The 22,858-nt window shown below is 51.3% G+C and carries 14 protein-coding genes; 6 read left to right on the top strand and 8 right to left on the bottom strand.

Annotated features, from left to right (window positions below):
* Window positions 1-30 precede the first annotated feature (30 nt).
* Entirely contained in the window at window positions 31-4,848 is a 4,818-nt protein-coding gene (locus tag IE181_RS03250) for an NAD-glutamate dehydrogenase (RefSeq protein ID WP_191250110.1), read from the top strand.
* An 85-nt stretch (window positions 4,849-4,933) separates the two neighbouring features.
* Here IE181_RS03250 and IE181_RS03245 read toward each other — a convergent pair whose 3' ends face one another.
* The 5 genes from IE181_RS03245 to thrS form a co-directional block, all read right to left on the bottom strand.
* Window positions 4,934-5,752 (bottom strand): pirin family protein, encoded by an 819-nt coding sequence (locus tag IE181_RS03245; RefSeq protein ID WP_191250109.1) that lies wholly within the window; start codon window positions 5,750-5,752, stop codon window positions 4,934-4,936.
* A 15-nt stretch (window positions 5,753-5,767) separates the two neighbouring features.
* The gene (locus IE181_RS03240) at window positions 5,768-6,745 is read right to left on the bottom strand and encodes a glutathione S-transferase family protein (protein WP_191250108.1); all 978 of its coding nucleotides are present in this window, start codon (window positions 6,743-6,745) and stop codon (window positions 5,768-5,770) included.
* 165 nt (window positions 6,746-6,910) lie between these two features.
* The gene (locus IE181_RS03235; RefSeq protein ID WP_191250107.1) at window positions 6,911-7,831 is read right to left on the bottom strand and encodes a LysR family transcriptional regulator; all 921 of its coding nucleotides are present in this window, start codon (window positions 7,829-7,831) and stop codon (window positions 6,911-6,913) included.
* A 310-nt stretch (window positions 7,832-8,141) separates the two neighbouring features.
* On the bottom strand, window positions 8,142-8,684 hold the full coding sequence (gene infC, locus IE181_RS03230) for a translation initiation factor IF-3 (RefSeq protein ID WP_229819117.1): 543 nt from the start codon (window positions 8,682-8,684) through the stop codon (window positions 8,142-8,144).
* A 100-nt stretch (window positions 8,685-8,784) separates the two neighbouring features.
* Entirely contained in the window at window positions 8,785-10,767 is a 1,983-nt protein-coding gene (gene thrS, locus IE181_RS03225; RefSeq protein WP_191250105.1) for a threonine--tRNA ligase, read from the bottom strand.
* A gap of 172 nt (window positions 10,768-10,939) precedes the next feature.
* Between thrS and IE181_RS03220 the strand changes: the two genes are divergently transcribed.
* A complete protein-coding gene (locus IE181_RS03220) occupies window positions 10,940-11,686 on the top strand; it encodes an alpha/beta fold hydrolase (protein WP_191250104.1) in 747 nt (248 codons plus the stop codon).
* Between the two features lie 9 nt (window positions 11,687-11,695).
* Here IE181_RS03220 and IE181_RS03215 read toward each other — a convergent pair whose 3' ends face one another.
* Together IE181_RS03215 and IE181_RS03210 are read right to left on the bottom strand one after the other, a co-directional pair.
* On the bottom strand, window positions 11,696-12,676 hold the full coding sequence (locus IE181_RS03215; protein WP_191250103.1) for a phosphotransferase: 981 nt from the start codon (window positions 12,674-12,676) through the stop codon (window positions 11,696-11,698).
* A 55-nt stretch (window positions 12,677-12,731) separates the two neighbouring features.
* A complete protein-coding gene (locus IE181_RS03210; protein WP_191250102.1) occupies window positions 12,732-14,723 on the bottom strand; it encodes a hypothetical protein in 1,992 nt (663 codons plus the stop codon).
* A gap of 336 nt (window positions 14,724-15,059) precedes the next feature.
* Between IE181_RS03210 and IE181_RS03205 the strand changes: the two genes are divergently transcribed.
* The 4 genes from IE181_RS03205 to nth are packed head-to-tail and all read left to right on the top strand — an operon-like array spanning window position 15,060 to window position 21,101.
* A complete protein-coding gene (locus tag IE181_RS03205) occupies window positions 15,060-16,883 on the top strand; it encodes a peptidase domain-containing ABC transporter (protein WP_191250101.1) in 1,824 nt (607 codons plus the stop codon).
* Window positions 16,880-19,078, top strand: a complete 2,199-nt coding sequence (locus tag IE181_RS03200; RefSeq protein WP_191250100.1) for a peptidase domain-containing ABC transporter — start codon at window positions 16,880-16,882, stop codon at window positions 19,076-19,078. The genes IE181_RS03205 and IE181_RS03200 overlap by 4 nt, the downstream gene beginning before the upstream one ends.
* Before the next feature lie 3 nt (window positions 19,079-19,081).
* Window positions 19,082-20,458, top strand: a complete 1,377-nt coding sequence (locus IE181_RS03195) for an HlyD family type I secretion periplasmic adaptor subunit (protein ID WP_191250099.1) — start codon at window positions 19,082-19,084, stop codon at window positions 20,456-20,458.
* Window positions 20,459-20,468: 10 nt separating this feature from the next.
* A complete protein-coding gene (nth, locus tag IE181_RS03190) occupies window positions 20,469-21,101 on the top strand; it encodes an endonuclease III (protein ID WP_191250098.1) in 633 nt (210 codons plus the stop codon).
* 112 nt (window positions 21,102-21,213) lie between these two features.
* Here nth and purH read toward each other — a convergent pair whose 3' ends face one another.
* On the bottom strand, window positions 21,214-22,797 hold the full coding sequence (purH, locus tag IE181_RS03185) for a bifunctional phosphoribosylaminoimidazolecarboxamide formyltransferase/IMP cyclohydrolase (RefSeq protein WP_191250097.1): 1,584 nt from the start codon (window positions 22,795-22,797) through the stop codon (window positions 21,214-21,216).
* Between the last annotated feature and the right edge of the window lie 61 nt (window positions 22,798-22,858).

Here is a 22,858-nt window from a genome sequence, read left to right as displayed (position 1 = left end):
TTAAAACAAGGAAAACAAAGGGATAGTCCAGTGACTACAAACCGTACCAGAGCAACTACATTGAAAGAGATTGAGGCGTTGGCAAAAAAAGCCTTTTCCGGCGACGAGCTCAAGCTCTTCCAGTCATTTGCTGATGGGTTTTATTTCGAATCGACTCCGGATGATTTGATTAATGATGATATCAACAAACTGTTCGCCATTGCGCAGGAGCATTTTACCGCCTTCAAGAAGAGAAAGCCCGGTAAAGCCTATGTGCAGTTATTGAACATGCGTAGTAAAGTCGCTGACTGGAAGGGTGACTGTACGACTATCCAGATCATCAATGATGATATGCCGTTTCTTGTTGATTCGATCACGGGTGCCCTTGCTGTTTCCCTGCGTAGCCGCATCTATATGATGCATCACCCTATTCTCAGTGTAGAGCGTGATGACAAAGGTAATCTTTTATCAATCGGTGGCAAGAACGGCAAAAATGAAAGTCTGATTTACGTCGAGATTGACTCACAGTCAGATGCCAAGGTGCTGAAAACGATCCAGACAACGCTGGAAGAGGTCCTTGCCGATGTCCGCCTGTCTGTAAGCGACTGGAAAGGCATGCTGGCGAAGATTGATGAAACTGTGGCGTCTTTGACCGTTAATCCGCCGCCACTTGATCAGGATGATGTGGATGAAACCATTCGCTTTCTGCGCTGGCTTGGTGCGGACCATTTCACTTTCCTTGGTTTCCGGGAATATACTTTCGAAGATGACAAAGGCGAGTTTACATTCTCGCAGGTGAAGGGTTCTGGTCTGGGAATTCTGCGCGATAAGGACCGTAATGTCCTGCGCGATAAAGACGGTCTGACCCCTATGTCGCCGGAGATCATGCATTTCCTGAAGCAGCCTGAGCCGGTCATTATCACCAAGGCGAACGTAAAGTCGACGGTTCACCGGGTGTCGCACCTGGATTATATCGGTGTGAAAATTTTCGATGCTGACGGCAAAGCTGTCGGCGAACGGCGTTTCATCGGTCTTTTCACGTCACTGGCTTATTCCAAGTTTGCGCATGAAGTCCCGCTTTTGCGGAAAAAGGTGGAAGCGGTTAATAAGCGGGCGTTGTTCCAGGACCGTACCTATGCCCGGAAGGCACTCAATCATATTCTGGAGACATTCCCGCGGGATGAATTATTCCAGATCAGCGAAGACCGTATGTATAACACGGCGATGGGCGTTATTCAGCTACTTGAACGTCCGCGGCCAAAGGCCTTCATTCGTCCTGACCGGTTTGAACGGTTTGTTTCAGCCCTCGTTTACGTCCCGCGGGAGACCTATAATTCAGGCCTGCGGATCGCGGTTGAAGAAATTCTGTGTGCGGCTTTCAATGGTGAAGTGTCGGTTTACTATGCGAAGCTGGAAGATAATCCGCTTGCACGCTGGCACTTTATCATCCGGACCAAGCCGGGCGAGGTGCCAAAAGTTGACCCGCGCGAAATTAACGAGAAAATTGCCGAAGCAGCACTTGGTTGGTCTGACCGTTTGCGTCAGAACCTTGTAGAGCGTAACGGCGAGGAAGTCGGTAATAGGCTGAACTTTGAGTATAAAGACCGGTTTACAGCGGCATACCGTGAGGCATTCACGCCTGCGCAGGCGGCTTATGATATTGCCAAACTTGAAGAGCTGGAAGGCACAGACGAGATGCGGGTCGATTTCTACCGGCACCTTGCTGACGGGCCAGATCGCTACCGTCTGAAAATCCATCACAGTCAACATATGATACCGCTCAGTGTTTGTATGCCGGTCCTGGAAAATCTTGGATTTATGGTTCTTGGCGAGCATTCTTATGAAATGGCGGACAAGTCAGGCGCACACATCCATGACTTTACCCTGCACCGTGCTGACGGCATCGAATTTGAATTCGAAGTGCTGAAGCCACTGGTTGAAGACCTGGCACAGCGTGTGTGGGATGGTTTCCTCGAGAATGACAGCTTTAACGAGCTGGTGATCAAGTCTGCAATGACCTGGAATGAAATTCTGGTTCTGCGTGCTTACGGCAAATATCTGCGTCAGCTTGGTATGGGCTACACGCCGGATTACATCGCGGACTGTATGGTCGACAATAGTGACCTGGCGTCGCTGTTGGTGAAACTGTTCAAGGTGCAGTTTGACCCTGCCTATAAAGGCAAGTCCCGTGATGCAGATGCCGCGGCCATTGAAAAAGACATCATTGCAGCGCTTGAAAGCGTGAAAAGCCTCGATCAGGACCGTATTTTGCGCGCCTATATTGATGTGATCAAGGCAACGCAGCGTACCAACTATTATCAGGAAGGTGTGCTCGAAGATGTGGATGAGCGTGCGCTTGGCTTCAAGATCCGCTCTACATTGGTCGAAGAAGCGCCACTGCCGCGTCCATATGCCGAAATCTGGGTCTATTCACCACAGGTGGAAGGTGTTCACTTGCGTGGTGGTCCTGTTGCCCGTGGCGGCCTGCGCTGGTCTGACCGTCGGGAAGATTTCCGGACAGAGGTTCTGGGCCTTGTAAAGGCGCAGCAGGTGAAGAACGCTGTTATCGTGCCGCAGGGTGCGAAGGGCGGCTTCTATCCTAAAAACCTGCCACCAATCAGTGACCGCGAAGCCTTTATGGCAGAGGGTATTGCCTGTTACCGGTCTTTCATTACGACACTATTGTCACTGACCGATAACATCAAGGCAGGTAAAATCGTACCACCGAAAGGGGTTCTGCGCCGGGACGGTGATGATCCGTATCTGGTTGTGGCTGCAGATAAGGGTACGGCGACCTTCTCGGATATTGCGAACGGTATTTCGCAGGATCATGGTTTCTGGCTTGATGACGCCTTTGCGTCCGGTGGGTCGCAGGGCTATGACCACAAGAAAATGGGTATCACTGCCCGTGGTGCATGGGTTAGTGTTCAGCGTCACTTCCGGGAGCTTGGTATCAATACACAAACAGATCCGTTTACGGTTGTGGGTGTTGGCGACATGTCCGGTGATGTGTTCGGGAATGGCATGCTGCTGTCTAAAACGATCGCTTTGAAGGCAGCCTTTAACCACCTGCATATCTTTATCGATCCAAATCCAGGCGATTTGGATGCGGCATGGGCTGAACGGAAACGTCTGTTTGATACGCCGCGGACCGGCTGGGATGATTATGACACCAAACTGATCTCCAAGGGTGGCGGTGTCTTCTCCCGTGCTGATAAGTCGATCAAGCTTTCGAAAGAAATTCAGGAATGGCTTGGCGTTACCAAAGAACAGATGACGCCGACCGAATTGATCAATGCTATCCTCCGTGCCGAAGCAGACCTTCTGTGGTTTGGCGGTATCGGTACCTATGTTCGGTCATCTGAGGAAACGGATGCTCAGGTTGGCGACCGCGCCAACGATGCGATCCGGGTTACGGGTAGCCAACTTAGATACCGTGTTGTCGGCGAAGGCGGTAACCTTGGTATGACACAGCGTGGCCGTATCGAATATTGCCGCAAAGGTGGTCGTGCTAACACGGACTTTATCGACAATAGCGCGGGTGTTGACTGTTCCGATAAGGAAGTGAACATCAAAATTCTTCTGGCGGACATAATGTCGAAGAAGAAACTGAACCGCGAAGACCGCAATACGCTGTTGGTGAAAATGACCGATCAGGTTGGTGACATTGTTCTGTCTGACAATTACCTCCAGACACAGGCGATATCACTTGCTGAACGGCAGGCAAACTCTGCGCGGGAAAATCATCTTGGGTTGATCCGGGCATTGGAGCGGGATGGCAACCTTAATCGTGAGATTGAAAACCTGCCGTCTGATGAAGGGTTCTCCGAGCTTGCTGCAAATGACAAGGGATTGTCGCGGCCTGAAATCTCGATCTTGATGGCCTATGCGAAAATGTCCCTGCAGACTATTCTGGAACGCAGTCAACTGATTGATGATGATGTGCTTCGCCCTGAACTTGAATGGGGTTTCCCAACCGATCTGCGGGAAGCCTATGCGGACGGCATTGGCGATCACCAGCTGCGGCGTGAAATTATCTCAACCGTACTGGCAAACGAGGTAGTGAACTGGGGCGGTCTGACCTTTGTCTATGAGGTTAAGGAAGAAACCGGTCTGGGTGTTGAAGATATTGTTGCAGCCTTCGTGGCCGTGCGGGAGATATATAGCCTGCAGGACCGCTGGGATGCGATTAATGATCTGGACTATAAGGTATCTTCTGATGTTCAGTATGAAATGCACCAAAGCCTGTCAGCCAGTTTGAAAAGCCAGGTGCTGTGGGTTCTTAGAAACCTGCCGCATCCGTTCAAGATCAGTGAGGTTGTTGCCAAATATAAGCCATCAGTGAATGAGCTGTTTAACATCAGTGCAGATATTCTAAGTGGTCCGGTACAAAAGGCGTTTGTTGCACGGCGCGACTTCTTCAAGAAGAAAAGCGTACCACACGCCCTTGCAACGTTTGTGGCGGGTTTTGAAGTCTTGCGCTCTGGTGCGGATATCATTTCTGTCGCGGATCAAACACAGAAGTCCGTTGATTATGCGGCTGAGGTTTATTTCTCGCTGGGGGATGCAATTGGCTTTGACTGGCTGATCCAGCGGTCAGACCGCATCGCCGCTGACGACCACTGGGATGGCCTTGCCATTCGCTCGGTTGTCGAGGATCTGGCAGACCAGCAGCGCGCACTGGTGATGGAAGTCTGTCAAAATGCTGGTAAGAAAACAGCGGAAGATGCGACCGGTACGTGGCTCAAGCAAGAGCAAACCCGGATTATCCGTGCGTCTCGTCTGGTAGATGACTTGAATGCATCGGGCACGCTGACGGTTGCTAAACTGAGTTTTGCAGCTCGTCATTTGCGCTCTATCCTGCGCTAGAAAACGTTACATAGATAGTGAAAAGGACCCCATATGGGGTCCTTTTTGCATGTAGAGCTAAGGCGTTAGTGGTCACTGTGGTCTTTTAAAACCTGCCAGAATTATAGTCAGTGATAGCCTGTTCAATTTCTGCCCGAGTGTTCATAACAAATGGACCATACCGGGCAACCGGCTCTTCGGTTTTTGCTGCTGATACTAATATGAACCGGGTGCCGGCACGGGCATTCAGGGATACCGTGTCGCCCTCACTTAAAATCAGCAGATCTCGCGCCAGTCCTTCACTTTTACCGATACGGACGGACCCGGTTAAAACGTAGATAAAGGCTTGATGGTATGTTGGCAGTGTGTGCTCAAATAAACTGTCACTTTCTGCCCTTATGTCGAGATATTGTGGTTGTAGAACAAGCCCCGATACAGGGCCGGTCTGTCCGGCATACGTGCCTGAAAGAACCTTGACGGTGAACCCTTTTTCTGTGACCTGCGGCAGATCTGATGCGACTACATCCTGATATCGCGGTGCATCCATTTTATTGGCAGCAGGCAGGTTCACCCATAATTGCAGGCCGTGGACAGTCTCCCCGTTAGTGCTCTTGGGCATTTCCGAATGAATAAGCCCGCGTCCGGCCGTCATCCACTGGGCGTCACCGGCGCGGATAATGCCCTGGTTTCCCTTGTTGTCTTTATGTTCAATGGCGCCTTGCAGCATATAGGTTACTGTTTCAAAGCCGCGGTGCGGGTGGTTTGGGAATCCCCCTTTTCCTGCCTTCAGTTCGAATTCATCCAATAAAAGGAAAGGATCAAGGTTCATCAAGCCGCGGGCACCGACAGTCCGGTGAACGGTTGCGCCAGCCCCTTCGTTTTGGGTATGGGCGCGCATAATGCTGATAATAGATCGTATGGTCATGTGCTTTCCTTATCGCTACAGCTGGTGTCTGGTGTGGGGAGCGTCCAGGTCCTGTATAGGTCCTGCCGGGATGACCGCTGTTGGGTTGATCATGGTATGGCTGGCATAATAGTGACCTTTGATGTGGTCCATGTTGACAGTTTCCCGAATACCAGACTGCTGGTAGATATCACGGGTGTAGGCCCAGAGGTTTTCATAGCTTTCAAGCGTTCTAAGATTGCACTTGAAGTGACCGACATACACGGGGTCGAACCGTATCAGGGTGGTAAAGAGACGTATGTCAGCCTCTGATAACGTATCTCCCAGCAGAAAGCGCTTGCTGTCTAGTTCTTTTTCAAGCCAGTCCAGTGTTTCAAACAAGGGCGAGATTGCTTCTTCGTAGGCTGTCTGGCTGGTGGCAAAACCAGCTTTATACACACCGTTATTGACGTTGTCGTAGATGCGGGCGTTCAGGGTGTCTATCTCTTGCATGCGGCTTTCAGGGGATAGATCAGGTCCAGTCGCACCCAGACTACCGAAGGCACTGTTCAGCATTCTGATAATTTCTGACGACTCGTTTGATACAATTGTCTGGCGTTTTTTGTCCCACAGAACCGGTACTGTTACCCGCCCCGAATAGTTTGGGTCGGCTTTGGTATAAATCTGGTGCAGATATTGAAGGCCGTACAGATCGTCACCTGTGCTGTCGCCGCTCTTATCAAACGTCCAGCCGTTCTCGCGCATTAGCGGTGCGACGACACTAACACTGATAAAATCAGATAGTCCCTTCAGGGCCCGTACAATCAGGGTGCGGTGCGCCCAGGGGCAGGCATAGGACACATACAGATGGTAGCGGCCTTTCTCAGCCTTAAAGCCTTCTTCACCGCTTGGACCGGCACTTCCGTCCGCTGTAACCCAGTTGCGAAACTGGCTCTCACTACGCTTGAAACGGCCTTCATTTACCTTGGTGTCATACCATTTGTCGTGCCAGGTGCCGTCTATCAATAATCCCATTATCCTATCCTTTCTGTCCTGGTGTGCGTTTGGCCTGCAGCCTTTCGCACAGCATTTTTCTGTTAAAGGTGAAGATAGACGTTTGTTTATGAAACAAAAGAGGGCAAATAGCCGATACAGCGTTGCAAAAAACGCAACAATAACGGCAGCCGTATCGAGTGGTATCTAGGAGTAGCTGCCATCGATATTATGGCTATGGGTTTTGTTCCATTCCAGTAGAAAATCAATCAACGCGCGGACTTTTGCCTGACTGTGCTTGCTTTCAGGATATAAGGCGTAGAGAAATATTTCTGGACGGGGATAGTCGGTAAGAATGGTAACCAGTTCCCCGCTTTCAATCGCGCGGTGGCAGAAAAAATCTGGCAGGGCAGCGATGCCCAGCCCGTTCCGGGCCATTGCCATTTGCAGCATACCAGAATTAACGGTGATACGACCCTTTACCCGAACGCTCTCGGTTCCTGTGCCGCCCATATGAAACCGCCACTGTTCAGATACGGAGATATTTGAATAAAAGATACAGTTATGATCTTTCAGGTCATCTGGGTGCTGTGGGGTGCCGTGCTGTTTTAAATAGTCTGGGCTGGCAAGAACATGTGAATGTACCGGTGCTATTTTACGTGCTTTCAGGCTGCTATCAACCAGATCGCCGGTTATGCGCAGGCCCATATCAAAGCCACCGGCTATTATATCAGTTTTGGCATCTGTTGATTGCATCTCCAGTTTCAGGTCGGGGTGTAGTGCCAAAAATGCTGACATAGGTTCCGCAAGGTGCAGGTTGGCATAATCAAAGGGAGCGGTGATGCGCAGTGTGCCGGTCAGGTGTGTTTCCGTCTGCTGGATTGCCTGGCCGGCTTCTTCAAGGTCTTCAAGAATTTTTGTACAGCGTTCATAATAGACCAACCCTTCGTCGGTTGGTGTCACACCGCGCGTGTTTCTGTTCAGAAGCTTAACGCCCAAACTGTCTTCAAGGGCGCGAATACGTCTGCTGGCAACCGATTTGGTGATATGCAGGCTGTTGGCGGCACGTGTCAGGTTTCCGTCTTCGATGGCCCGGCAAAATGTTTCAATGGCGGCTAGATCGCGCACGCATTCCTCCTGATTTTTCAATCATTGTTGCTACTAAAAGACTGGTTGGCAACTGAAAATCCTGTGATGGAAGCTTGTGAAAAGTCTATAGCGTTCGCAAGCGACTATGGGCACGGCAGGCAAAAGCGCTTGTGCATGGCGGCTATCGTGTCAAGGCAACAGGTGCCGCGGTCAGCGCCGGGGCGGCTGTTTAATAGATAACGCATTTCAAACTGACTGCTGGTACAGTCGGCATGATTCCGTATGCGAAGGGCAATAAAAAAGCCGCTCTGCAGGAACGGCTTTTCGTGTGTTTATCATAGAGACACGCTTATTTCGGCGCGATAACCATAATCATCTGACGGCCTTCCATCTTTGGACGGGCCTCGATTTTAGCGGTTTCTTCCATTTCGCTACCAACACGGGTCAGAACTTCCATGCCCAGTTCCTGGTGCGCCATTTCACGACCACGGAAACGGATGGTTACCTTAACCTTGTCGCCATTGCCGATAAACTGATGGATTTTCTTCATTTTGACCTGATAGTCATGGACATCGATGCCAGGACGCATCTTGATTTCCTTAACTTCCTGGGTCTTTTGCTTTTTCCGTGCCGCAGAGGCTTTTTTCTGCTGCTCGTACTTATACTTGCCATAGTCGAGGATTTTACATACCGGTGGGGATGCGTTGGGGCTAATCTCTACTAGATCAAGGCCGGCATCAGCTGCCAGTCTTTTTGCCTCATCGATTGACACAGCGCCGTGATTTTCACCTTCGGCACCAATCAGACGAACCTCTCGGACTCTGATCTGATCATTTACACGCGGTCCGTCCGTTTTGGGGGGTTCCGCAAATCTCCCGTTACGTATGTTCATATCTCCTCTTGTTTTTCTGGGCATTTGCCCGAATCGTTCGCTACTATAGACGCGAACGCCTTTGAAGGCGAAGATTTTTTATCACCTTCAAAGGGAAAGCTTATCCTTGAGGCATTTTTGCCTCAGTTGAAAGTTCAGTGACGATGGTATCAAGATCAACAACCGTCTGGTCTTTTGACCCAAGGCGACGCACGCTAACCTGATTTTGTTCCATCTCGCGCTGGCCGACAACCAGAATGACCGGTACTTTGGCATGGCTGTGTTCGCGGACTTTATAGTTGATCTTCTCGTTACGCAGGTCAATTTTTACCCGCATACCTTTGGCTTCCAACTGGTCCACTACTTTTTGCGCGTATGCATCAAAAGACTGGGTAATGGTTGCAACAACGACCTGAGTCGGTGCCAGCCACAGCGGCAGTCGTCCTGCATAATGTTCAATCATGATGCCGAGGAAGCGTTCAAGCGTTCCAAGCACGGCCCGGTGCAGCATGACAGGGCGGTGTTTTGAGCCGTCTTCCCCAATGTAGGTAGCGTCAAGGCGCTCCGGCAGAACAAAGTCCAGCTGGAGTGTGCCGCACTGCCAGGTACGACCAATCGCATCAGATAGGTGGAATTCAAGTTTAGGGCCGTAGAAGGCACCTTCGCCTGGTGCATAATCAAATTCAATGCCGGCGGTGTTAAGAGCTTCTTCAAGGCCCTTTTCTGCACGGTCCCATACTTCGTCCGTTCCTGCGCGTACATCCGGACGGGTCGCCAGCAGCACTTTAAAGTCAGGGAAGCCCAGATCACGATAGATGCTGGACAGAAGATCACAGAAGGCAACACTTTCTGATGTGATTTGGTCTTCACGGCAGAAAATGTGGGCATCATCCTGTGTCATCTGGCGCACACGCATTAACCCGTGCAGGGCACCGTGGGCTTCGTTCCGGTGACAGCAGCCAAACTCGGCAAAGCGGATTGGTAGATCCCGGTAGCTTTTAATACCCTGCTTGAAGACCTGAACGTGCGCTGGGCAGTTCATTGGTTTCAGCGCCATCAACCGGGCATCAGCGGAGACAATTGGTGCCCCTTCATCTGTGCTTGGCACTTCGTCGGGTACCACAAACATATTTTCGCGGAATTTTTCCCAGTGGCCTGACTGCTCCCAGAATTTACTGTCCAGCAGTTGTGGTGTTTTAATCTCCTGATAGCCGGCATCCTTCAGGCGATTACGGATATAGTTTTCAAGCTGCAGCCAGACAGTGTAGCCCTGTGGGTGCCAGAAAACAGACCCTTGTGCCTCTTCCTGCAGATGGAACAAATCCATTTCGCGGCCCAGTTTGCGGTGGTCGCGTTTTGCCGCCTCTTCCAGACGGTGCAGGTAGGCTTTCAACTGTTTCTTGTCGGCCCAGCAAGTCCCGTAAATCCGTGTCAGCATTTCGTTTTTGCTGTCACCGCGCCAGTATGCACCAGCAACTTTCATGAGTTTGAAGGCATCACCAAGTTTACCAGTGGACGGCAAGTGCGGGCCACGGCACAAATCCAGCCATTCACCCTGTCGGTACACAGTGATTGTCTCTGTGTCAGGCAGATCAGCGATAATTTCGGCTTTATAGTGCTCGCCAATTTTTTTGAAATAGTCGATGGCCTCGTTTCGGTCCCAGACTTCGCGCTCAATTGCTTCATCCCGGCCGATGATTTCGTGCATCTTCTTTTCAATGACTTCAAGGTCATCTTCGGTGAAGGGTTTATCGCGGGCGAAATCATAGAAGAAACCATCTTCAATGTTTGGCCCGATAGTAACCTGTGTACCCGGAAACAGTTCCTGCACAGCTTCGGCCATCACGTGCGCGCAGTCGTGGCGCAGCAGATCCAGCGCGGCTTCATCCTTTTTTGTCAGGATGGCAACGTCACTGTCTTTTTCAATAGGGCGAGAGAGGTCCCAGAGTTCACCATCAACATAGATGGCAAGCGCTGCTTTCAAGAGGCCCGGACCAATATCTTCGGCGAGTGTTGTACCCGTTACCGGTCCATCAAAGGTGCGCACGCTACCATCTGGCAGGCGCAAATTGACCGGAGAAGGGTTACCAGCAGTATCGCTCATGATATGTATCCTTGCTTACATAAAAAACCTGAACTTGCGGCATTACCCCTGTGGCGGCAGGAAGTCAATAATTCGCCTGTGTTTTTGATTGAATTCCGTGTCGATTTCGGCATGTTTGGTCATAAATGGACACATATTGCAAAAAAGTTCCACCGGACGCGAAAGGGATGGCATGACGTCAGAAAAATTTCTGCAAACAAAACACGGTACACGTATCGCCTATAATCAGATACGCGGCAAAGGGCCGGGCGTGATCTTTCTGGGCGGTTTTATGAGCGACAAGGAAGGCTCCAAAGCCCTGGCGCTGGAGGAATACTGCCTGTCCGCTGGTCGGTCATTTGTGCGGTTTGACTATCAGGGGCACGGGGCATCGGACGGTGCATTTGCTGACGGTACAATCGGGTTGTGGGCGCAGGATGCTTTGGCTGTTCTTGACCAGTTGACGGAGGGGCCACAAATCCTTGTGGGGTCGTCTATGGGCGGCTGGATATCCTTGCTACTGGCGAAGGTGCGGCCGGGGCGGCTGGCCGGGCTAGTAGGGATCGCTGCGGCGCCTGATTTTACCGGGCGCCACTGGGCAGAGCTATCGCCTGATCAACAACAGGATGTTCTGACCAAGGGGCGGGTTTATATTGAAAGCGACTATGGCCCTGATCCCTATGTTTTTACCAAGGCACTGTTTGATGACGGGTACCGGAACCGGGTGCTTGCATCGCCACTGCATCTGGATTTTCCGGTCAGACTGATACAGGGCACCGACGATCCAGACGTGCCGTGGCAGACCGCCCTTGATATTGCAGATACTATAGTTTACGGGGATGTGGATATCATTCTGGTGCCGGGCGGTGATCACAGATTATCTGAACCAAGAGACTTGAAACGCTTAGTGGAGACGGTGGATCTGTTAGCTCGCCGGTAGGGTCCTCCTCTAGGGTTTTGGCCGTTTTTCCAGATACGTTTGTGCCCGCGCGAAGGATTGTAGAGACAGCATGTCACAGACTTCCCGAAAGCGGCGCTTTTGGCGTTTTCTGGCTGATTGTCTGGCCTTTAAGCTTAGGTCAGGCTCCAGGCTTTTCAGGCCGTGACGAAGGACCCAATCAAAAGGGATAATGCCAAGAAAAAGGACTGTGCGGGCGCGACCAAAAAAGTCGTCTGGCGCAAAATATACGTCAAGCGCCTCTCGCAGATCAGAGGTGGAAAGCGTGGCAGACCAGAGAAAGTTTGCAACTTCTTCGTGGGGGTCCCCCATGCCAGAGAGCTCCCAATCTATGAATTGGATGGTGCCGTCTTTCCTTTGCTGAATATTGTGGGTAACCAGATCAGAATGACAGGGGCAGTTTGCAGGCCTGTTAATCTCCAGAAGTTTGGTTAATTGTATGATGCGTGCTTCGACCAGAGGATACGTATAGGCGGTATGCTGGTCCACCTGCAGGGATAAGGACGGCGCAGTGCTATCAAGATATGTTTGTGCCCGTTTCCTAAGCCCTGTTAAATAAGAATGTGTATGCTGAAATGTGTGCGGCAGTTTGTGCAGTTTTTTAGCTGCTAGAAGGATATCTCTGCGGATTGAAGGGACCGCACAGTCGCCCGGGGTGATGGTTTTACCGTCCAGAAAGTCGCTGACCAATATACCGGTTTCTGAATCACTAAAAAGAACATGGGGGCCCAGATCATGTGCGGCTGCCAGTCTTTGATTATAGGTTTCACTAGCAGTTGCGTTTCTGCTGCGCGGTTTTTTTGGTACGCGAATGACAATATCCTGCCCCGATGTGTTTTGGGCTTTCCAAATAAAATTGGACTCCTCTCGACCAAGAGGAGCCCATGTATTTGGTGTATGATAGCGTGTATCAAGGATATTGGCATCTATCAAAAGCCTGCTGACATCATCTTGTGTTAGCTGTTGGGCCACGTTTTTAATGCCTTATCCCATCACGACCGGTCAGGGGTAACATATAGTACCTGCACTAGTTCCCGGTAATTGCCTCAATGTTTTCAAAGTCAATGGTTGTACCATCTTCGGTAGTCAGGGTGCCACTCGCGTCCTGGGTCAACTCAATGTAGGTATCGCCTACTTCAACGACCTGCCCTTCGTCCAGACTTAGGGTCCAGCTTGATGGTGCGCCCGCACCCTCTATGCCGGACACGTCAAGTGTATCAGTCCAGCCGTCGCCTTCGTTGCCGACCACGGTTCCGTCGCCTTCTTCGAAAGTGAACAGTTGGTCTTCTTCCTGACCGCCCTTGATCTCATCGTCTGGGCCATCATCGCTTGGGCCACCTTTGCCGGGATTGCTACTATCAACTCCGTCTTCGTTATTGCCGTGACCATTATTGTCATTGCCTTCATCGTCCTTGTCAGATTTTCCAGACTTATCAGACTTATCAGACTTATCAGACTTATCAGACTTATCAGACTTATCGGATTTATCGGATTTATCCGACTTATCTGACTTATCGGATTTATCCGACTTATCGGATTTATCCGATGGCTCAGGTTCTGGCTCAGGCTCAGGTTCTGGCTCAGGCTCTGGTCCAGGCTCCGGTTCTGGATTCGGTTCTGGGTCCGGTCCAGGCTCAGGCTCCGGCTCCGGCTCAGGTTCTGGCTCAGGCTGTGGCTCTGGCTGCGGCTCAGGTTGTGGCTCTGGCTGCGGCTCAGGTTGTGGCTCTGGCTGCGGCTCAGGTTGTGGTTCTGGCTGCGGCTCAGGTTGTGGCTCTGGCTGCGGCTCAGGTTGTGGTTCTGGCTGCGGCTCAGGTTCTGGTTCAGGCTCAGGTTCTGGCTCTGGCTCCGGCTCCGGCTCTGGCTCAGGCTCCGGCTCTGGCTCAGGCTCAGGTTCTGGCTCTGGCTCAGGTTCAGGTTCTGGCTCAGGCTCAGGCTCAGGCTCTGGCTCAGGTTCTGGCTCAGGTTCTGGCTCAGGCTCCGGCTCTGGCTCAGGTTGTGGTTCTGGCTGCGGCTCAGGTTGTGGTTCTGGCTCAGGTTCAGGCTCTGGTTCAGGCTCTGGTTCAGGCTCTGGTTCAGGCTCTGGTTCAGGCTCAGGTTCTGGCTCAGGTTCTGGCTCAGGCTCAGGTTCTGGCTCAGGCTCAGGTTCTGGCTCAGGCTCAGGTTCTGGCTCAGGCTCAGGTTCTGGCTCAGGTTCTGGTTCAGGCTCAGGTTCTGGTTCAGGCTCTGGTTCAGGCTCTGGTTCAGGCTCTGGCTCTGGTTCAGGCTCAGGCTCTGGTTCAGGCTCTGGCTCAGGTTCAGGTTCTGGCTCAGGCTCTGGCTCAGGTTCTGGTTCTGGCTCAGGTTCTGGCTCCGGCTCAGGTTCAGGCTCCGGCTCCGGCTCTGGCTCCGGCTCTGGTTCTGGCTCTGGCTCTGGCTCAGGTTCTGGCTCCGGCTCAGGTTCAGGCTCTGGTTCTGGCTCTGGCTCTGGCTCCGGCTCAGGTTCTGGCTCAGGCTCAGGTTCTGGCTCAGGTTCTGGCTCAGGTTCTGGTTCAGGTTCTGAAAATTCTGATGTTGTGAAAGAGCGGAACTGTGGCTCTTCCTCCTGACTTTCTTCCCGGTCGATCCCTTGCTCTAAATCAATGTCACTTGCAGGGACATCAACCAGTGGCAGCTCAGTGGTAACAGGCTGGACCGGGATGTCTTCATCTTCATAATAGGTGTTTTCGCGTGGGGTTGGTTCCGGTACAATTTCTGATGTACCTTCCGGGCGATCTTCTACTTCGTCACGCTCTTCGCCACCTGCAAGGGTGTCTGTAGGCTCGATAGCCGCACTGCGTTCAGCGTCACCAACTGGATTAGACCCTGTGTGCGCGTATGGGATACTGGTATCGTCGTTTGGTTCGAGATCCTGAGTTTCAGACAACTCTGCATCAGTCTGCGGTGCAGGAGCTACTTCATCCCGCAGAGACAGTTCTTCCTGAGACAGATTCTGATCTTTGTTCAGGTCTTCATTCTGGTTTTTATTCGTCTCATCAGCCACTTTATTAATCCCGATACCTATATTTACTCGTTATTAAACAACTGTACCATGACTCCGAAAATGGAATCACTCTTTTTATTCCAGTTCACACTATGGAGTAATTCTATTAAAAAAAACACAAAGATCATTTAAAAATTAATTAGAATTTTAAAAAGTTTCAATTTACATAAGGCCTTGACCCGGTCAGAGTGTTTTTTGGGCCCATGCAGGATTTCCCTTGCATTATAGGACCGAGAGTATGCTATGCAGGTAAAGTTCTTGACAGTTTTCAGAATATAAACAGGGGTTTGAAAAGTGTCGATTTTGGGGTGTTATCGATAAATGAGTATGGGAAAAATGGCAGATACTTCAGTGGAAGCGCCAGAAGACGTACCATCAGATGAATCTGATAAGCAGGGCAGAGATGTCTCTGATGATCTGAAAAATCTGTGGCGGCACTATATTCCGTTAAACCGGTCCAGTGTTTTAGTCAGTTCACTGTTTATAAACTTGTTGTCCTTGGCATTGCCTATGATGACTCTTCAGGTTTATGACAGGATTATTCCAAATTCAGCGACCGAAACCTTTACTTACCTCTTTATTGGTATTGTTGTTGTTTTACTTCTGGAAATTCTGCTGAAGGTTGCTCGTGCCTGGTTGACAGGCTGGGCAGGTGCGAAGTTTGAGCATCAGGCAGGGTCACATGCTTTGACCAAGTTGCTGGATAGCAAGCTTGAGTCAGTTGAAGAAGTCCCCGCTGGTCATCATTTGGACCGGATTGCAGGGGTTGAGGCCGTTCGGAACTTTTATGCCAGCCAGGCGTCTATTGCGCTGATTGATGCGCCTTTTGTCCTTATTTTCCTTGGTTTGATTGCATATATCGCTGGCCCACTGGTTGTTGTACCGGTGGTGTTGCTGATTTTGGCAGGGATACTTGCCATTTGGATTGGTCGCGGTCTTCGTGATGCTATTGGGGACCGGAGTGTCTGGGATGACAGGCGGTATAATTTCATCATCGAAACGCTGGGCGGTATCCATACGGTCAAGGGGCTGGCGATGGAGTCCTTGATGCTTCGCCGGTACGAACGCCTGATGGAAAATAACGTTGATGCTGGCCACCGTGTGAACATGTTGGCCACACTTGGCCAGTCTATCTCTGGCTTTTTCGGGCAGTTGGCGATTGTACTGACGGTTGCTTTTGGTGCCATGATGATCATCAATGAAGAACTTTCAATTGGTGGCTTGGCTGCTTGTACTTTGCTTGCAGGGCGTACGATCCAGCCTGTTCTGAGGGTCCTAAATTTATGGACCAAGTATCAGTCTATCCTGGTTGCAGAAGAGAAATTAAGCGACCTTGACGATTTGCCGCTGGAGCGGACATCAACCGGCACCAGGGTTGAAGATGTGGAAACACTGACGCTTGATCAGGCTTCTTTCAGGTTTAACGATACCATGCCGATGGTCATTAATAATGCCTCCATTGATATCAAACGGGGTGAGATGATCGGTATTCAGGGTGAGAACGGTTCCGGCAAGACGGCGCTGTTGCATCTGTTGATGGGGCGTTTACATCCAGAAGAAGGGCAGTTGCTGGTCAATAACAGCCCGTCGAGCGAGTTTGATCTTGATACTGTGAAACGGCAGATCGCGTATCTACCGTCACAGCCGGTCCTGATGCGCGGCACAATTCTGGAGAATTTGACATTCTTCCGGCCGAAAGAGCATCTTAACGATGCGCTTGAGATTGCGTCATGGCTTGGCCTTGATGAGATTTTCGCCCGTATGCCAGACGGGTACGAAACTCGCGTCGGCGAAGCCGCGGCGAACACTCTGCCGCACGGCGTTGCCCAGCGTGTTGCCATTGCACGGGCACTTGCTTTGAAACCGCGTTTTATCCTGTTTGATGAGGCGAACTCAGCACTTGATCAGGCGGGCGAGGTTTATTTAAAACAAGTATTAAACCAGTTGCACGGCAATACCGGCATCGTACTGGTGACGTACCGTCCGTCGCTTCTGAATATGGCTGACAGGAAATTTACCCTGAAAGAAGGGGAGCTTCTTGAAGTGACGCCGTCTATACAAAAAGATTTATCCGCATCCACTAAGGCGCCGGCCAAGACGGTGCAGGGTGCAGAAGATACGCAGGCGCAACCTACAGACAAAAAAGGGGATGACGCATGACCATTGACGCACAGTCCCTGAACAAGAAGGATAAAGGACCACGCCTGTCCACAGGCAATGTTGACATGCTGGCCGATGCCCTGAGACAGGGCAGCTACGGCAGTTTTGAAGCCAAGTCTGCTTTCTCCGGTTGTTTGTTTCCCTGGCTGAAGGCTTTGTATTGGCGCGGTTCGCTTAGAGAATTTTTTGAGGCACTGCCGCATTTTGCCGATACGCTTGATCTAAGCGAAATTCAGAATGTTATGGCGGTTCTGGGGTATCCTACTCAGGAATCCACTAGCCGTGTACTGGGATCTGTAGACGACCGTTTGTATCCCTGCCTGTTTGTAGACAGTGATAACCAGCCGTTTGTCCTGTTGTCGCGGGAGCAGGATCAGATACGGGCGCACAGCGGTGAGACGGGTGAAGAAGTTCTGCTGACGGATCTGGGTGCCAAGGGGCACTGCTATTTTGTTGAGCAGCTTGAAGATCGTCAGGAAGGCGTGAAAGCGCAGCCAGCGCCTTCTGCGAACTGGTTTATGGATGTGGTGTGGCGGTTTGGTCCGTCCATGCGCCGTATTCTTCTTATTACTTTCTTTATGAATGTTTTGGCGCTTGCTGTGCCGATCTTCATTCTCGGTGTGTACGATCAGGTTATTCCGATCAGGGCTACTGACATTTTGCTCAGTCTGTCGGTTGGTATGGGGATCGCCTTTATTTTTGATTTCTGGTTCCGAATACTGCGCGCAAGACTTTTGGCGTATGTTGGCGGCAGGGTTGAAAATATTGTTGCAGTTAGTGCGTTTGAGAAAATTCTTAATCTCCCGCCTGCGATGACAGAAATGGCATCGCTTGGGGATCAGGTGTCCAAACTAAAAGACTTTGACAGCCTGCGTGAATTATTCACCAGTTTACTAGTAACTGTCGGATTTGAACTGCCCTTTGTTGTGATGTTCCTGATTGTGCTGGGCATCATTGCAGGGCCGCTTGCCCTAGTGCCGCTCGGTATGGCTATACTCTATGCAATTGCATGGTTTATCATTACCCCGAAGATGAGCAAACTGGTGAAAAAATCCAGTATTGCCCGGGCGCGCAGGCACGGTTTCCTTGTGGAAAGCATTTCAAATATGCGGACAATCAAGGAAGCCTCAGTTGAGGACGTCTGGAACCGGCGGTACCGTAAATTGTCCGCCGACGCGGCGGTAACATCGCACGAAGCAGCGCAGATATCCTTCCTGTTTCAGACACTGGCATCTGCGATTATGACCTTGTCCGGCATTGTAACGCTGGCGGTTGGCTTGCATATGGCGATCAGTGAGCAAATTACGATCGGTGCGCTTATTGCGTCTATGGCATTGACGTGGCGTATATTGTCACCAATCCAGAATTTATTCCTGACTTTTGCCCGCGCAGAACAGGCGAAAGTGTCTATCTCGCAGATTAACAATCTGATGCGTCTGCGCGAAGAACCGAAGCCAAATAACCAGACATCAGGTGTGCAGCGTGCATGGCACGGCGCAATTGAATTTGTTCGGGTGTCTTTCAAATATACCCAGCAGGGGGAACCTGCGCTGTTGGGTGTGGGGTTCCGGGCTAATCCGGGGGACTTTATTGCAATATCCGGCTCTAACGGTTCTGGAAAAAGCTCGATCTTGCGCCTGCTTCTGGGGCTGCAATCACCGCAGGCTGGTCACATCTCTATCGACGGTGTTGATATCCGCCAGATTGTTCCGGCCGAACTGCGCCGGTCGATGGCCTACGTACCGCAGCAGTGTAAGTTGTTCCACGGCACGATTGCCCAGAATATTCGCCTCGGTAATCCGGTGGCCAGTGATGATGATCTGCGTAAGGCTTGTCAGATGGCTGGCGTGCTTGAAGATGTGGAAAATCTGCCACAAGGCTTTGACACACGGGTTGGTGACCAGAATGTCTGGCAGATTAATTCCGGTTTGCGGCAAAAGCTTGCTCTTGCCCGCGCCTATATTGCCGATGCGACCATCCTGTTGATGGATGAGCCTGCCAATGCACTGGATGATCGGGGTGACAAGGCCCTGATGGAGACGCTGCAGGCACTGAAAGGCAAGAAAACAATCATTATGGTTTCCCATAGACCAAGTCATCTGCGTCTGGCAGACCGGCTTGTAATGCTCAATCAGGGTCAGACGGTTCATGCGGGTACACCGGATGAAGTATTTAAGAAAATGGCTGGAGGTTAAGTCATGACCGAGAACGCACAGGATAAAAAGACAGCTTTGGTAAAACTGAGTTCCAGTGAAGTCGCTGGCAACATCAGTCGCCATGACGCGCTTTTGCTGACACGGGCCATCCAGCTTGAAGAAACAGAGCCACCGCAGGTACTGACAATGTCGGTGCGCGCGATCATTCTTTTGATTATTGTTTTCTTTGTTTGGGCTGCGCTTGCAACATTTGCCGAAAAAGCAATTGCACCGGGTGAAATTATCCCGACAACACTGGTACAGCCAATTCAGAACCTTGAAGGCGGGATCATTCAGGAAGTGCTGGTGGAAGAAGGTCAGAAGGTTAAGGACGGTGATATTGTCCTGAAAATCGACGACACAAAATTCCGCAGTGAACTGAAATCCCTGTCTGCGCGGCACGCATCACTGGTGGCAGAACGGGAACGTTTAGAAGCACTGGTGGAAGGCCGTGATCCTGACTTTTCAGCACTGGCGGATGCATATCCAACAATTGTAGCGAATGAAATGGGCGCGTATGCAACGTCTTTTGCCAATTGGTCAGCGCAGAAAGCAGCGGTCGCAGCACAGGTTCGGTCCCGCCGGTCAGAGGTGTCTGGCCTTCAGGAAGAAGTAGCAGCCAGAATTTCGGAAACCGAAGCTTTGAAGCAGACGGTGGACATCCGTAAGGAACTGGAAGAAGAAGGCTTTGGCGCCAAAATCCAGCGGTTGGAAGCAGAGCGCGTTCTCGGGGACGCTGCGGCTGAATTGGCAGGCCGGAAAACAGATCTGGCGCGGGCACAAGCATCGCTGGCGGAAACACAGTCCCGTCAGCTGGAGCTTGATGAGCAGCTTAGAAAAGATTCGCTTGAACAGATATCTCGCTTGAATGGCGAAATCGGTTCGCTTGATGAACGTATGGTGGCTATTCGGGATCAGATTGATCGGTCGAGTGTGCGCGCAACTATCGAAGGCCGTGTAAACGGTCTCGTGGCGAACCAGAAGGGCGCTGTGGTGCGTCCGGGGGATCTGTTGATGTCTATTGTTCCTGTACAGGATTCTCTGGTTGCTGAAGTACGGGTTTCGCCGCGGGATGTAGGCCATGTTATTTTGGGTCAGAATGTTTTGATCCGCGTTGATACATATAAATACGGCCAGTATGGCGGTGTTGAAGGCACTGTTGTTCGCATTTCGCCTGACACTTTCATTGATGATCAGGGCCAGGCCTATTTTAAAACATGGGTGCAGCTCTCTAAAAATCACGTTGGCAAAAACGAAGCGAACCTGATTGCAACCGGTATGACCGTGGTTGCTGACATTAAAACTGGCGAGAAAAGCTTGCTTGCATACCTGTTGCGGCCAGTACGCAATTCCCTGCAGGTTGCCTTCAGCGAGCGATAAGAGCAGTTTCATGAAAAAAGCTGATGTGCGGGAGTTTTTCTCCCGCCTCCATGCAGAAAACCCCGAACCGGAAGGGGAACTGGACTATGTGAACGATTTTACGCTGCTGGTTGCAGTCGTATTATCGGCACAGGCCACGGATAAAGGCGTAAACAAAGCGACCAAAGAGCTTTTTAAGATCGCCGACACCCCGGAAAAGATGGTTGCGCTTGGCCTTGACGGCATCATCGACCATGTCAAAACAATCGGTCTTTATAATTCCAAGGCAAAGAATGTTCTGGCGCTGTCCGAAATGCTGATTGCTGAGCACGGCTCTAAGGTTCCTGAAACGCGTGAAGAACTGGTGAAGCTACCCGGTGTTGGACGGAAGACAGCGAATGTTGTCCTGAATATCGCCTTTGGTCAGCACACCCATGCGGTTGATACCCATATTTTCCGGGTTGGTAACCGGACTGGTCTTGCGCCAGGGAAAACCCCGTTAGCGGTTGAGAAAAAGCTGATCAAGGCAGTTCCCGATGAATACGGCAAGCATGCCCATCACTGGTTGATCCTTTTGGGGCGCTACATCTGTAAGGCACGAAAGCCGGAATGTGGCAAATGCCCGGTCGTCGATCTGTGCCGTTACAAGGCCAAAACTCTCTGATAGCCAATCATATTACTGTTCCAGCGCTTGGAATGGCAGACCAAAGAAAAACCCGGCACACTTGGCCGGGTTTTATCATGTCTGGTGTCAGCAGTTCCTGACAGGCATCCGTCTAGTGGCGGAAATGGCGCATGCCTGTGAAGACCATGGCAAGGCCTGCTTCATTCGCAGCGTCGATAACTTCCTGATCACGCATGCTGCCACCGGGCTGGATTACCGCGGTTGCACCTGCCTCTGCTGCTGCCAGTAGACCATCTGCAAACGGGAAGAAGGCGTCGGATGCTACAACAGATCCTTTGGCCAGGCTTTCGCTTTCACCTGCGGTCTCTGCGGCTTCACCAGCGCGAATGGCTGCGATCCGGCTACTGTCACGGCGGTTCATTTGACCGGCACCGATGCCAACTGTCATGCCGTCACGCACATAAACGATCGCATTTGATTTCACATGCTTGCCAACCTGGAAGGCAAACAGCATGTCTTTCAGTTCCGCGTCGGAAGGCTTGCGTTCGGTTACAACTTTCAGGTCGTCCAGTGTGATACGGCCCGTATCGCGGTTTTGTACCAAAAAGCCGCCAGCAACCGATTTAACCATCTTCGCGTCCTGCGTAGGGTCAGCAAGGCCGCCTGTTGTCAGAAGGCGCAGGTTCTTTTTGCCTGCGATGATTGCTTTGGCATCCTCTTCAACGGCAGGTGCGATGATGACTTCGGTGAAGATTTTGATGATCTCTTCTGCCGTTGCAGCATCCAGCGTCTGATTAAGGGCAACAATACCGCCAAAGGCAGATACAGGGTCGCATTTCAGGGCTTTCTCATATGCTTCCTGCAGGGTGTTGCCTGTTGCAACGCCGCATGGGTTGGCGTGCTTGATGATCGCGACTGTTGGTGTGGCCGGATCAAATTCACTAACCAATTCAAAGGCAGCGTCCGTATCATTCAGGTTGTTATAGGATAGTTCCTTACCCTGATGCTGGACCGCTGTTGCAATGCCGGGACGTTCTTCTGATGTTTTGTAGAAGGCAGCAACCTGATGCGGGTTTTCCCCGTAACGGCATTCCTGAACCTTCTCGCCGGCAGTGGACAGACGGTCGGGGAAGGGTGTGTCATTTTGCTCAGCAAACCAGCGCGAAATCGCTGTGTCGTAGGCGGCGGTCCGGCTATATGCTTTTGCGGACATTTTCAGGCGGGTTTTGTGGCTGGTCCCGCCTGTTGCTTTCAACTCGTCAATAACGGCTGCATAATCGGACGGGTCTGTAACAATGGTGACAAACTTATGGTTCTTCGCTGCAGAACGCACCATGGCCGGGCCGCCAATATCAATATTTTCGATGCAAGTATCGAAATCCGCACCGGATTTCACTGTTGCTTCGAACGGGTAAAGATTGACAGCAACCAGATCAATGCCACCAATGTTGTGGTCTTCCATTGCTTTGACATGGTCCGGGTTATCACGTAGGGCAAGGAAGCCGCCGTGGATAGTTGGGTGCAGGGTTTTTACCCGGCCATCCATCATTTCCGGGAAGCCTGTATGGTCGGCCACTTCCTTAACAGGAATACCGGCATCGCGCAGGGCTTTTGCAGACCCACCAGTAGAGAGGATTTCAACACCCAGATCAGCCAGTGCCTGTCCAAGGTCGGTCAGGCCGGTTTTGTCGGATACGGACAATAGAGCGCGTTTAACGGGAACAATATCAGTCATGAACTTAGCCTTTGATCGTAGCTTATATAATGGGGCCCGGTTGGGGGCACCCTGATTTCAT

This window comes from Kordiimonas sediminis, from assembly GCF_014656395.1.
Lineage (GTDB): Bacteria > Pseudomonadota > Alphaproteobacteria > Sphingomonadales > Kordiimonadaceae > Kordiimonas_A > Kordiimonas_A sediminis.
Note: the sequence above shows the minus strand (reverse complement) of the source record. Positions and strands in the feature narration are given on the sequence as shown.

Bases quoted from the DNA above. Each gene is read 5' to 3' on its own strand.
- IE181_RS03245 (WP_191250109.1), bottom strand. From the start codon at position 5,752: ATGACCATACGATCTATTATCAGCATTATGCGCGCCCATACCCAAAAC.
- IE181_RS03240 (WP_191250108.1), bottom strand. From the start codon at position 6,745: ATGGGATTATTGATAGACGGCACCTGGCACGACAAATGGTATGACACC.
- infC (WP_229819117.1), bottom strand. From the start codon at position 8,684: ATGAACATACGTAACGGGAGATTTGCGGAACCCCCCAAAACGGACGGA.
- thrS (WP_191250105.1), bottom strand. From the start codon at position 10,767: ATGAGCGATACTGCTGGTAACCCTTCTCCGGTCAATTTGCGCCTGCCA.
- IE181_RS03220 (WP_191250104.1), top strand. From the start codon at position 10,940: ATGACGTCAGAAAAATTTCTGCAAACAAAACACGGTACACGTATCGCC.
- IE181_RS03205 (WP_191250101.1), top strand. From the start codon at position 15,060: ATGGCAGATACTTCAGTGGAAGCGCCAGAAGACGTACCATCAGATGAA.
- IE181_RS03200 (WP_191250100.1), top strand. From the start codon at position 16,880: ATGACCATTGACGCACAGTCCCTGAACAAGAAGGATAAAGGACCACGC.
- IE181_RS03195 (WP_191250099.1), top strand. From the start codon at position 19,082: ATGACCGAGAACGCACAGGATAAAAAGACAGCTTTGGTAAAACTGAGT.
- nth (WP_191250098.1), top strand. From the start codon at position 20,469: ATGAAAAAAGCTGATGTGCGGGAGTTTTTCTCCCGCCTCCATGCAGAA.
- purH (WP_191250097.1), bottom strand. From the start codon at position 22,797: ATGACTGATATTGTTCCCGTTAAACGCGCTCTATTGTCCGTATCCGAC.